We start from the raw sequence: 12,529 nt of genomic DNA, 5'->3' as shown, positions 1-12,529 counted from the left end.
CTACATGAAAATGGTAGTAAGTTGTATTTCAATAGTTAAAAGTGGTTATTTTGATTTTGTTGTCAATTATTTTATTTTCTTGCTAAATCTTTTAATTAATTATACTTGGAATTACTTTATTCATCAATCGTTAGTTAAAATTGATTGAAAAAAAACTTTATATTGTTCAAAAAGTTTATAAACGATTAGAGAAAGCTATTAGTTTATATGACCTATATTTAATAGATGTGATATTTGATTTAAAGAGTTAATAATTGTATAATTTATTTAGAAATACAAAATTAGAGGTGTAAAATGGAACTTAAAAATAAAGATATATTGTTAGAATTGTTACATGATGCAGATGATTTTGCATTTTTAAAAAAAATAAAATGTCCACCTATATATATTCTTGGAGGATCAGGCTGTATACTTGGAGATTATTTAACTAGAGCTACTTTAGATATAGATTTTATTGATATTAATTATGATGCATCAGTTGGTAAAATTTTTAGATTGTTTGATAGATTTGATATGTTAGATACTTATGTGACTCCTATTTCAACTGACTTTGAAAAAAGATCAAAATTTATTGATGGTTTTAGCTATTTAAAATTTTATATATTAAGTAGAGAAGATATTATTGTAAGCAAATTAGCGCGATATTCTATTAAAGATAAAGAAGATATAAAAGAACTAATTAAAGAAGCTGATTATAAAATATTAAATGAGTTAATTCAAAATGTTATTAATAGGAAAGATTTTAGCAAAAGAATACAAATGGAATTTAAAAAGAATAGTCTAAAGTTTAAGGAGAAATTTAATGTATAGACAATTTGTAAAAAATCTTGAAAATTTTCTTTTAATTAATTATAAGGAAAATGAATCTTTAAATTATAGGTATAAACTTGTAAAATCACTTAATGTATTGACTGATATCAATAAATACAATGAACTACAAAAAACTAATATAAAAAAATATAATGAAATTTCAAATATTATTTGGTCTTTACAAGAAAATACAGATAAATATCCATCATTTAAGATGTTTTCATGGGAGCTATGGGGATATGGTTTTGATGGCAAAAAAGAAGAAACTTTAGATAAAGAAAAAGTTGATGAGCAACTTAAAATTATAGATTTATTATTAGGAACTAAATATTGGTGCTGATTATGTAAAAAATGTAATTTAATTATTTAGAATGACTGATATCAATAAATAAAAAGAGGTTATTTAATATGAAAGTTATGATTATACCAGATTCTTTTAAAGGTACACTTTCGTCAGTAGAAGTTAGTAGTATTATAAAAGATGAATTTTTAAAACATTTTCCAAGTTCTGATATTATAGAGATTCCTATAGGAGATGGCGGAGAGGGTACTCTTGCTGCAATTATTAAAGCAAAAAACGGAAGGTATGTAGATTGTATAGTAAAAGATCCGCTTGGAAGAAATATAAGTGCTAGGTACGGTATTTATGAAAATGTTGCAGTAATAGAAATGGCTGAGGCGTCTGGAATTATGAGATTAAAACCCAATGAACTAAATCCATTTGAAGCTTCTTCCTTTGGAACTGGTCAAATGATTCTTCATGCTGTTAAAAACGGAGTTAGTTCAATTCTTCTAGGGATCGGTGGAAGTGCTACTAATGATGGTGGAGTAGGTATGGCAAAAGCCCTTGGTGTGAAGTTTTTTACTAAAAAACCTAATTCAAATGATAATAGTGAATTTGTTGAAATTAACGAAGAGGGCGGAAAAATTTTAAGTGAAATTGATTTTATTGATATAAATGTTATTAATAAAAAACTAAAAAATATACCAATAACAGTGATTTGTGATGTAAATAATCCTCTTACTGGATTAAATGGGGCAACTTATGTTTATGGGCCTCAAAAGGGTTTAAATTCTATTTTACTTCCATTTTTAGAGAGCGGTATGGAAAATTATAAAAATCTATTATTAAAACAATTTGGCGTAAATGTAGATTTAATTAAAGGTGCTGGAGCAGCTGGTGGTATTGGAGCGGCACTTTCTGTATTTTTTAATGCTACTTTAAAATCAGGTGTTGATGTAATGCTTGATTTAGTTGAGTTTGATTCATTAATTAATGATATTGATCTTGTTATTTCTGGAGAAGGTGAATTAGATAATCAGTCAAGCTTTGGAAAATTAGTAACAGGTATTTCTAAAAGAGTAAATAAATCAGATTCAAAGCTTGTTTTAATAGTCGGGAGTGCAAAAGAAAATTATGAAAAAATTTACGACTTTGGAGTAGATGCTCTTATTTCAACCATTACTTATCCAATTGATAAGGATGAAATTTATATTAATGCAAATGAAAGACTAAGAAAGGCTACAAACAGTTTATGTAGGATATTAAAAGTTGGAGTAAGTTTATCCGATGCCTTAGAGTTCTAATAGCCCCATTTCTAAAAAAAGTGGGGGATAAAGAACTCTAAAAAGGCCCTGGATTATGTTTTCTAAGATTCAGTGGGAGTAAAAACTCCCTCTGAATCCAAGAAATTCATTTATTAAAAGAGGAGAATATATGAATATTGTAATTTTAGATGGATATACATCTAACCCAGGTGATTTATCTTGGGAGGGTTTTAATAAATTTGGTCAAGTAACTGTATATGATAGAACTAGTGATTCACTTGTAATAGAAAGAATAAAGAATGCAGAAATTATTTTTATTAATAAGATTAGTATTACTAAAGAAATAATGAGTAATTCTCCAAAACTAAAATATATTGGGGTTTTAGCAACGGGATATAATATGGTTGATATAGAAGGTGCAAACCAATATGGAATTACAGTAACAAATGTACCGAGTTACAGTACGTCATCAGTTGCTCAGTATGTGTTTGCACTTCTTCTAGATATTTGTCATAAAGTTGAACTTCACTCTGAATCAGTACATAAAGGTGAGTGGTCAAAAAGTTTAGATTTTTGTTACTGGAAGACTCCACAAATTGAACTTAGTGGAAAAACTATTGGTATTATAGGTTATGGTAAAATTGGGAAGAAAACTACAGAAATAGCTTTAGCATTTGGAATGAAAGTTCTGATTTATAATCGTTCTAAGGTTAATGAAGTTGAAACGAACTTTAAAAAATTTGTATCACTTGAAAGCCTATATAAAATGTCTGATATTATTTCTCTTCATGTTCCATTGTTCGATAGCACAAAAAATATAATTAATAATGATTCCATTAAACTCATGAAAAAAGGCGTAATTTTAATTAACACTTCACGTGGAGGCTTAATAGATGATAAAGCTATTGTAGAAAATTTAGAAAATGGAAAAATTAAAGCGGCAGCAATTGATGTAGTAAAAGAAGAACCGATTTCTAAAGATTCAATTTTGCTAAGAGCTCCAAATTTAATAATTACACCCCATATTGCATGGGCTCCGCTTGAAGCAAGAGAGAGACTTATGAAAATTGCTGTTAAAAATCTAGAGACTTTTATTAATGGAAATGCAATTAATGTTGTAAATAATTAGGAAAAATAAAATGCCAAACACTTTTTACATGTAAAAATAACTGTTTGGCATTAAAAAATTATGCTAATTCATCTGTAGCAACATGATATTTTGGATCTTCGATAATATTAATTTCTACAATATCCTTAGCGTCATGTAGTAGTTGACGACATTCTTGGCTTAAGTGACGTATATGAATTTTTTTACCATTTGTCAAATAGCGTGTAGTAAGCGAGTCAATTGCAGCTATAGCTGAATGATCATGTACATGAGAATTAAGAAAATCTATAATAACCTCATCAGGATCGTTTTTTACATTAAATAGATCCATAAAGTTTTTAATTGATCCAAAAAATAGTGGTCCGTCTAATAGATAAATTTTAGTATTATTTTCAATTATTGTTTTAGAACTAATATGTTTACCTTTTTTCCATGCGAAAGAAAGTGCTGAAAGTATGATTCCAATAAATACTGATACAGCCAAATTTGTAAATATAGTTATTATTGACACTACTATTATAACTAGTGCGTCAGTTCTTGGTATTTTATTTATCATTTTGAATGTTTCCCATTCGAAAGTACTTATTACTACTATGAACATAATACCTACTAATGATGCTATGGGAATCATTGAAATTATATTAGAGCCAAACATAATAAATACTAAAAGAGATAAGGCAGCTGTTACGCCAGAAGATTTTTTTGTACCTCCAGATTGGATATTTAACATACTTTGACCAATCATAGCACATCCACCCATTCCGCCAAATACACCGCAAACCATATTAGCGGTGCCTTGAGCTATACATTCTTTATTTCCATGACCACGTGTATCGGTTGTTTCATCTATTAAATTCAAAGTCATTAAGGATTCTATTAGTCCAATTACTGCCATAATTAGTGAATATGGTAATATTGTTTTTATTAAATCAAAATTTAATGTTACATTTGGTATATGAAAAGTTGGAAGTCCACCAGAAATTGTTGCTAAATCTCCTACAGTTTTTGTAGGAATTTTAAATATATTTGAAATCACAGTAACGGTTATAATTGCAACTAATGTAGATGGTACAGCTTTAGTGAGTTTTGGAAAAAATTTTATAATTACCATTGTCAAAACTATTAGACCAACCATAATAAATAACTCTGAGCCTTTAAGCCACTCGTTTCCAATTTTGAATTGTTCAAATTGAGATAAAAATATAATCATTGCAAGTCCATTAACAAAGCCTATCATTACTGGATGAGGAACGAGTCTAATGAATTTTCCAAGTTTAAGGACTCCCGCGAGTATTTGAAAGATTCCCATTAATATGACTGCTGCAAATAAATATTCAAGACCATGTGATAGAACTAAGGCTACAATAACTACAGCTATGGATCCAGTAGCCCCGGATATCATTCCTGGTCGACCGCCAAATATTGATGCTATTAATCCAATAATCATTGCGCTGTAAAGTCCAATTAATGGATCTACACCAGCTACAAATGAAAATGCGATTGCTTCAGGTACAAGTGCTAATGCTACAGTTATTCCAGATAATATGTTGTTTTTTAATGAAGAATTTATTGTATTCATTTATTAACTCCTTTAGAATGTTTTTGATACGCAAGTATCTAGTCTAACACACTATTTTAGATTAAACAATTTAAAAACATTAAAAATAAAAGAATTAATTACTTTAACGACAAAAAATGCCCTATTATAGTCTAAAAGAGCATTCGCATAAGATACATATTTGATTTTTATTTGCTGATATATAACTTGTTGAGAATCTCTTTATCATTACTTGAAACGGTGAAATTTTCTAGTACATACATATATGCATCTTCATGGCTATTGCCAGATTTAATGTATTTTACTGATTCATTAAAAAGCGTTTTTGATTTTTTTTCTATATGTGCTAAATCCATGCCCATTTGAGAAAGCTTAACATCATTGCGTTGACAATGTTCTACTCTTTTTTTCTTTAAATCTCTTAAGACGTTATTATAATTATTTGTTAGTCTTTTATTAGTTATAGTTGACTTATTTTTCGATTTTGAAAATAGACCCATTTGAACACCCCCTTAAGAAATATATTATTACAATTACATGTTTTTGACAAGGTTAGATACGAATTAATAAAAACCCCTTAGCAAGTGAAAATGGTAAGGAGTTTTTTGTATTTGTGATTGTTCGGTTGAAACTAATAAATTATTTATCATTTTTAGGTAATGCATAATTATGTTTTTCTAGTAATCTACCTAATAAAATTCCAAAAATAAGAACTAGCGGAATTGAAGCAATTATGCGAATTGCACTATATTTAATTCCTAAAAAAGTTGATTCAAAAAGAATCATTGGAACGCGTCCTATTCCAACTGCTCCAAGAAAAACAAGTATTACTGTAAGACGAGCTCCTTTTTTATATAAGGAATGAGCAACTGGAAATGCTGGTAAAAGTCCTCCGGCCATTGGAGCTGCAAGTATAAATACCCAAAAGAAACTTTTAATACCACCATTTTTACCAAGATGTTTTACTATTGTTTCTCTTTTAACCCAAACATCAAATAGACCTATTAAAATAAAAATGGGCGGTAATACTTTAAGCATTTCAAATGAAAAAGATTTAAAATTATTAGCAATTTCTATACCCGGTGTAAATTTTATGAATACTGAAATTATAAGAAAAATTATAAAAGCAATAAATATAATAGTTTTTGTTGAAAGTATTTTTAATTTATTCATATTAACCACCCACTTGCATAAGAGAAAACTATAGCAACAATAAAAGAAATAATTATACTAGTTAAATTTCTTAGAATTGCAAATTTTTTGCCAAAATATGTACTTTCGATAGGAAATGTCATAATTCCAACCATCATAAGAGATGTTGCAAATGCAGCAATCACACTATATGATACACCGTTTTCTAGTAGCAATTTGCAAAGTGGATATACAATTGGCCCAGGCATTACTGTTATTGATCCAATTGTGAGTGCAGAAAAAATAGCTGTGTAAGATTTCGCTCCGCCTAAGTATTTAACAATTGTTTCGTTAGGTAGCAAAAATAAAACAATAGATATTGCTACAAGTATTGAAACAAAGGTTGGGGTAATCTTCCAAAGTTTTTTTGCACCAATTTTGAATGCTTTTTTTGTTTTTTTAGAATCAATAAAAAATGAAATAATTACTGAAACTATTGTCAAAATGTATATAAATTGCAATAGTATTCCTCCCTTAGATAGATGCAAATAATATTTTGTAAAAGTATTATTTGCATATTTATTTGATTAATATAAATTATATTAATACTAATTTTTCTGAAAACTGATTTTATCCGATGCCTTAGAGTTCTAATACCCCCACTTCTTAAAAAAGTGGGGGTATTAGAACTCTAAAAAAGGCCCTGGATTATGTTTTCTAAGATTCAGTGGGAGTAAAAACTCCCTCTGAATCCAAGAAATTCATTTATTAATGTAACATAAATATTTTTAATTTACAATGAGGTATTTATATTCTTAAATAATTGGTGTTTCCATTTGATATTGATACTACTTTTGGAGTAACTCCTTTGTAAGCACTTGAAGTGTTTTTTACATACATCATATTATCTCCAGTAGAATACACACTAATTAAATTAGATTCAAAATATTCTTTAATGCCATTTTCTTGTACTTGATGTCCTCTATAGAACTTATCTATATCGATATAATTTTTATAGGTCTCAAAGTCTTGTTTTGTGTATTTAAATCTTCCTAAATTTAGGTGTAAATCAGCTTGTTCGTCTTCAATGGGATCAGACCATATTATATTTTGAACTATTGATTTATCAATACTGTCAAGTATTTGATCGTTAGTTAAATCACTAAGACATTTTATATATTCGTAGTGAGTCTGTTTAGTTGTACTTGGTCTAGGTATTCCTGCATGGCACGTTAAATGTATTTTTTCATTTGCTTTAAAAACTGCTATTATAGCTAATGAGTTAAAAAAATTAAAATAATCACTAATAAAGGGTTCGATTATATTTGGATTATTTTTTTCTAAATTTTTTAGATATAGTGGAAAATAATCATTTTTGTCTTCATCTTCGGGCACTTTATAGGGTGTTTTTACTTGACCGTTATTTTCAATAAAACCACCATCATGATTTCCTCGAAGAAGATATATATTATTTGGAAAGACGTATTTGAGTAAAAGAATTAAATCTATTGTTTTTAAATGCTCTTTTCCACGGTCAACATAGTCACCCATAAATATAAGTCTAATGGGCTCTTTATGAGAAATCATTTTGTAAAAATTACAAGCTTCTAGTATTGATTTAATACTAATAGGATCAGAATGAATGTCTCCAATAATTATAACTTTTTCTTTATCACATTTTGGTAAAATATAAATTCTGTTAGCTCTACAAATTGTGGAAGTTTTTTCTATAATTTTTTTGAAACTTAATGTATTTTTTAAGTCTTTAGAAAGTATAAATGAGTATTCATTTCTTTGAATTTTTTGAACTTCAAACATTAAATCTTGTTGATCATTTATAATTTTTACAAGTTTATTAGAATTAACATCTATATTTTTCCATCTATATTCAAAATATGTTTCAATAGTTCTAAGTGTAATTTCATCAAATAAATTTTCTTTAACACCTATTTTATAGTAGTTTAATCTTGATATGTAATTCACGGGTGCTCCTTTAATGATTTAGTAGGATGCTCTTTTATTAACTTAACATAAAATGACTATAAATTGTAGTATCTATAATAAAAATAGTATTTATAATTATAAGTAATATAAAATTTTAGAGTTAGTTTTAAAAAAAAGAATATTTACATAAGAATTTGGATATATATATAAAAGAATTTGGTATAATAAAATTGTTTTATTTAATTGAGTGTGTAATTGAATTAATACTTTTTTTAATATGAAGATAGAAAGGAGGCGTATGTCAAGTGTTATATTATTTGGCGTGCAAACGATATGAATAGAATAACAAGTTTATGCTTAATTATAGCAATGATATTGATTAGTGCGTTAACAAATGTTAATTTTGCTACAGATATTGATGCCTATCTTGGCAAATGGAATTGCCAAATTAAAGAATTTAAGCCAGTCGATTTAGGTGATTTGAAAATTCAAATGGAAAAAATAATAGGAGAAAAAATTCCGTCTGATCAATGGAATCAAATGAAAGTAATGCTAGAAAGTTCAATAAATTCTACAATTAAAGATGTTAAAGGAGAAAAAATTGTACTCGATATTTATGATGAGTATAGTAAAGGCATTAATGTTGATATCTTGGTAAATGGTAAATTTACATCTCACTCAATAGGTGCTGAAGAAAAAAATGGAGGTTTACTTTTTTATATGAATAAATTTATAAATGAGTATGTAAAAGCAGATACCTCAATGTTTGTAAAATTGGGACCAAGTAATATGATTACTGGTCAAACTGTAATTAGCCAAACTTTAAGTGCAAATGGTTTAGAATTAAAAGTAAATTCTGTAGTTAGTTTTTCAGGAGTTAAAATGGCTTCTTCGCTAACAGATAATGATGAAGGTACACAGCAAACAAGTGAAGTACAGCCAGAGTATGGTGAAAGTGGCGAAAGCGAGTCTTCAGATGAAATTAATAATACAAATAAGGTAGAAGCTAGTAGTAATGAGCCAAGTGGTAATGAGCCAAGTGGTAATGAATCGAGTGATAATAAGCCAAATGATAATGTGTCAAGTAGTGAAGAATCAAATGGTGGTGAATCAACTAATAATGGTTCTTATAGTGTTGACACAAATAATTCAAATAATAGCAATGAAAATGACAAAACTATTACTGATAAAGTTGAAGAAGGTACGAAGGGATTTGCTGATATTATTTCTAAAGTTTCTGAGTTTCTTCCTAATCCTGAAACAATGGGAAAAGTTCCACTATTAGATTTTCTCGTATTTTCTTATGGTGTTGATAAAGATTCAAAAGATAACGTGAAGCTAGGTGATAGCGAAAAATTTGCTGAGAAAAAAGCATTTTGGGGAAATATAGTAGGTGCTGGCCCAATTGGTATGGTTCCTAAAGCTGCAGATTTGGTATTAGAGCTTACAAAAAAAGTTGGATTTGATTTTGATTTTTCTTTTGAACAAACTGTTAAAGGAGTCAATAATTTTGCATTTGATATGTTTAGTGGTGATAGTAAGGCAAATATAGACGAAATAAAAGATCGTCATAAAAAGAATTATTATGGTGTAGTCGGTGGATTTGGTGTGTGGATATCGAGTACAATTAATGATTTTTCTAATATGGGTAGTAAATTAAATAATGAAATAGATAATATGGATGACAATTAATAAAAAAAAGAAGTATTCTATGCAAATTAAATATAAGCTATAAAAGGAGCTGAATATGAGCGAAAATAATGAGAATGAAAATTATTCGATTGAAAATACAAAGCTGGAAAAAGTTTTATCGGTGCCAATGATTTTATTTTTCTTATTAATAATGGCTATACCAATTATTAATCTACTTATGTCTTTTAGGTGGTCTTTTAAGAAAAATATAAATAAGAATTTAAAGAATTTATCAAGAGTGTTTTTTATGATTTATATAGTAACTCTTATTATATATGTGTATATAGTAATTTCTTAAAAAGCTAAAAGGCCAAATTTTCTATGTTTAGAAGATTTGACCTTTTAACTATAATAGAGGTTAAAACTATTCTAAGTAGAATAATGTATAATATTGATATAAGTGAAAAAAATTGATTAAATAGAAGTAATAATATCTAATTGATTCAGTATATTGTTTATGTAGAGTAAATTTTTAAGGAGAGTAAAGTGCAGATAGTGCATAATGAAGAAATAATAGAATTTAGTGTTAAATATAGCAAAAGAAAATCTTTGCTAATCAGTGTAATTCCAACAAATGAAGTGAAAGTTACTGCACCTCTAGGAGTTTCTGAGGAATTAATAAAAGATAATGTTAGAAAAAAAGCAGACTGGATTCTGAAAAAAATAAATCAATTTAATGAAATAGATTTTGAAAAAATCGAAAAAAAATACGTTAATAATGAAATTTTTCTGTATTTAGGTAAAGATTATTTTTTGCAAATCAAAGATGATGTTCCATATAAAAAAGCAAAAGCTAAATTAAAGGGTGATAATATTATTATTTATACACCTTCAAATGATAAACAAATCATAAAAAAAGCAGTTGAAGATTGGTATAGAAAAAGAACAAAAGAAAAATTAGTAGAACGCATTAATTATTATCAAAAATATTTTGATGTATATCCAATAAAAATTGTTTCTAAAATTCAAAAAAGACGATGGGGAACTTGTACATCAAAAAGAGAAATATATTTTAATTTAAAATGTGCAATGCTTCCAATGAATATTTTTGATTACGTAGTTGTACATGAACTATGTCACATGGTTCATATGAATCATAAGGAAAAGTATTGGTCATTGGTAGAAAGTATAATACCTGATTACAAAGAAAGAAAAGAGTGGCTTAAGATAAATGGTCATAAGATTGAGCTATAATTGGAATATAAAAGTTGTAGAAAGAGGGGCTTATGGACGGAAAAAATAGAGTAAATATTAAAATTGGCACTAAAGTTAATGTAGTTCAAAAACCACATCAGCCTACAGGTCAATTAACAGAAGGCATTGTTAAGAAAATCCTTACAAATTCAGCAAGTCATCCACATGGAATAAAAGTAATGCTTGAAAATGATATAGTTGGTAGAGTTAAGGAAATAATAAAATAGAAGTGAAATATAAAAAATTAAGGTTTTAACTTGGATTGTTACAATCGGAGTAAATGAGTTTCTAGATAATATTGATGTAGTAGTGGTGGGTAAGCTTATGAAGATATTGGTGTAAATGATTATTTTTTATTAAAGAGGGGGAAGATAATGCTTGAAGGAAAAATGGCTTTTTTAGGGTTTGGAATTTTAATAGTAGTAATCGTTTTAATAGCGAGATTTATTAAATCAATTATTAAAGCTGGAGAGGAAGAATTAAAAAAAGAAAGAGAAAAAATTCTTTATGAAATGGAACTTGGAAACTTAAATTCTTATGATGAATTTGGATATACACTTCTTATAAGAGCAATTCATTATGGCTTTACAGACCTTGTAAAAAAACTTATAGAAAAAGGCGCTAATGTTAATTATAAATCTTCATCTAATGCGTATCCTATTCATTATGCTGCTTCAAGTGGTGATGAAGATATAGTTAGGCAACTAATTAATAATGGAGCTGATGTTGATGCGCTAGATAAAGATGGAGTTACTGCACTTATGATTGCTGCAAGAATGGATAATAAAAAAATAGCAAGTCTTCTTTTAGAAGAAGGTGCTGATGTTAATAAAACAGAAAAAATAAATGGTTATTCTGCTCTTATTGATGCAGCTAAGAATGCTTCTTTTAATGTATATGATGTTCTTATTAATAATGGTGCAGATGTTTTCATTAAATCTAAAAGTGGTGAAAACGCATATGAAATTGGAGATAGGTTCTTAGCATCTAATTTAGGTCCAAGTCAGGAAATAAATTTTAATAAAACAGAAATGATTATAGGTCTTGGATATTTAATTAGAGGTAAGTCTTATGAAATAAGAGAGTATGTTCGAGATGATTTTAATGATGATTTTCAAAATTATGATGATGAGTGATTGTGAATTTATGATAATAATATAAAATAAACATAAAAAATCTTTAATATATTTTATATTAAAGATTTTTTATGTTTATTTTAGAATTTATTAAGAAATCTATTCTTCTTTATTTAAACTTTATTCTTCTGAAATCTTATCATCTTGAGCTACTTCTTTTTCACCGTCTTTTTTAAGAGAATCATTTAGAGCTTCAATTTTTTTATTAAGTTCTAAAATTTCATTTCTTAATGTTACCATTTCCTCAGATAGTTCATTATTTTCAATAAACGAATCAGCAATTAAAGTTTTTTTAGATCTAATTTCGCCTTGAAATTTTAAAATTTCCGCTTTAACTTTTGTAAATTTTGTTCCATCATTTAAACCTTTTTTTACAACATCCATAAATCCCATAGTCTAGCCTCCTAA

The 12,529-nt window shown here is 27.5% G+C and carries 16 protein-coding genes; 10 read left to right on the top strand and 6 right to left on the bottom strand.

Annotated elements, in window-relative coordinates:
- Window positions 1-4 precede the first annotated feature (4 nt).
- The 5 genes from AACH12_RS09475 (at window position 5) to AACH12_RS09455 (ending at window position 3,487) form a co-directional block, all read left to right on the top strand.
- Window positions 5-148 carry a hypothetical protein gene (locus tag AACH12_RS09475; protein ID WP_338535173.1) on the top strand — a complete coding sequence of 48 codons (144 nt, stop codon included), beginning with the start codon at window positions 5-7 and terminating at the stop codon, window positions 146-148.
- Window positions 149-294: 146 nt separating this feature from the next.
- Window positions 295-810, top strand: coding sequence for a DUF6036 family nucleotidyltransferase (locus tag AACH12_RS09470; RefSeq protein ID WP_338535172.1), 516 nt, complete (start codon window positions 295-297; stop codon window positions 808-810).
- Entirely contained in the window at window positions 803-1,150 is a 348-nt protein-coding gene (locus tag AACH12_RS09465; protein ID WP_338535171.1) for a hypothetical protein, read from the top strand. Before AACH12_RS09470 ends, AACH12_RS09465 begins: the two co-directional genes overlap by 8 nt.
- 68 nt (window positions 1,151-1,218) lie before the next feature.
- Window positions 1,219-2,397: a glycerate kinase gene (locus tag AACH12_RS09460; RefSeq protein WP_338535170.1), complete on the top strand. Its 1,179-nt coding sequence runs from the start codon at window positions 1,219-1,221 to the stop codon at window positions 2,395-2,397.
- 130 nt (window positions 2,398-2,527) lie between these two features.
- Window positions 2,528-3,487: a D-2-hydroxyacid dehydrogenase gene (locus AACH12_RS09455; protein WP_338535169.1), complete on the top strand. Its 960-nt coding sequence runs from the start codon at window positions 2,528-2,530 to the stop codon at window positions 3,485-3,487.
- A gap of 58 nt (window positions 3,488-3,545) precedes the next feature.
- Here the strand turns inward: AACH12_RS09455 and AACH12_RS09450 are convergent, their stop codons facing one another.
- The 5 genes from AACH12_RS09450 to AACH12_RS09430 form a co-directional block, all read right to left on the bottom strand.
- The gene (locus tag AACH12_RS09450) at window positions 3,546-5,045 is read right to left on the bottom strand and encodes a SulP family inorganic anion transporter (RefSeq protein ID WP_338535168.1); all 1,500 of its coding nucleotides are present in this window, start codon (window positions 5,043-5,045) and stop codon (window positions 3,546-3,548) included.
- Window positions 5,046-5,212: 167 nt separating this feature from the next.
- Window positions 5,213-5,524, bottom strand: coding sequence for a hypothetical protein (locus AACH12_RS09445; RefSeq protein WP_338535167.1), 312 nt, complete (start codon window positions 5,522-5,524; stop codon window positions 5,213-5,215).
- A 139-nt stretch (window positions 5,525-5,663) separates the two neighbouring features.
- A complete protein-coding gene (locus AACH12_RS09440; RefSeq protein ID WP_338535166.1) occupies window positions 5,664-6,197 on the bottom strand; it encodes a permease in 534 nt (177 codons plus the stop codon).
- Window positions 6,194-6,676, bottom strand: coding sequence for a hypothetical protein (locus tag AACH12_RS09435; protein WP_338535165.1), 483 nt, complete (start codon window positions 6,674-6,676; stop codon window positions 6,194-6,196). Before AACH12_RS09435 ends, AACH12_RS09440 begins: the two co-directional genes overlap by 4 nt.
- A gap of 286 nt (window positions 6,677-6,962) precedes the next feature.
- Window positions 6,963-8,138 (bottom strand): metallophosphoesterase family protein, encoded by a 1,176-nt coding sequence (locus tag AACH12_RS09430; RefSeq protein ID WP_338535164.1) that lies wholly within the window; start codon window positions 8,136-8,138, stop codon window positions 6,963-6,965.
- A 294-nt stretch (window positions 8,139-8,432) separates the two neighbouring features.
- On the opposite strand from AACH12_RS09430, the gene AACH12_RS09425 reads away from it, so the two are divergent.
- The 5 genes from AACH12_RS09425 (at window position 8,433) to AACH12_RS09405 (ending at window position 12,121) form a co-directional block, all read left to right on the top strand.
- Window positions 8,433-9,791, top strand: a complete 1,359-nt coding sequence (locus AACH12_RS09425; protein WP_338535163.1) for a hypothetical protein — start codon at window positions 8,433-8,435, stop codon at window positions 9,789-9,791.
- Window positions 9,792-9,846: 55 nt separating this feature from the next.
- Entirely contained in the window at window positions 9,847-10,089 is a 243-nt protein-coding gene (locus AACH12_RS09420) for a hypothetical protein (RefSeq protein ID WP_338535162.1), read from the top strand.
- 188 nt (window positions 10,090-10,277) lie between these two features.
- Entirely contained in the window at window positions 10,278-10,985 is a 708-nt protein-coding gene (locus AACH12_RS09415; protein WP_338535161.1) for a M48 family metallopeptidase, read from the top strand.
- Between the two features lie 32 nt (window positions 10,986-11,017).
- Complete coding sequence (locus AACH12_RS09410) at window positions 11,018-11,212, top strand: YwbE family protein (RefSeq protein WP_338535160.1); 195 nt, start codon at window positions 11,018-11,020, stop codon at window positions 11,210-11,212.
- A gap of 147 nt (window positions 11,213-11,359) precedes the next feature.
- Window positions 11,360-12,121, top strand: coding sequence for an ankyrin repeat domain-containing protein (locus AACH12_RS09405; protein ID WP_338535159.1), 762 nt, complete (start codon window positions 11,360-11,362; stop codon window positions 12,119-12,121).
- A 120-nt stretch (window positions 12,122-12,241) separates the two neighbouring features.
- Here the strand turns inward: AACH12_RS09405 and AACH12_RS09400 are convergent, their stop codons facing one another.
- Complete coding sequence (locus tag AACH12_RS09400; RefSeq protein WP_338535158.1) at window positions 12,242-12,514, bottom strand: hypothetical protein; 273 nt, start codon at window positions 12,512-12,514, stop codon at window positions 12,242-12,244.
- Window positions 12,515-12,529 lie beyond the last annotated feature (15 nt).

Source organism: Helicovermis profundi, assembly GCF_033097505.1.
In the GTDB taxonomy this organism is placed as follows: domain Bacteria; phylum Bacillota; class Clostridia; order Peptostreptococcales; family Acidaminobacteraceae; genus Helicovermis; species Helicovermis profundi.
This window is presented reverse-complemented; position numbering and strand designations above follow the sequence as displayed.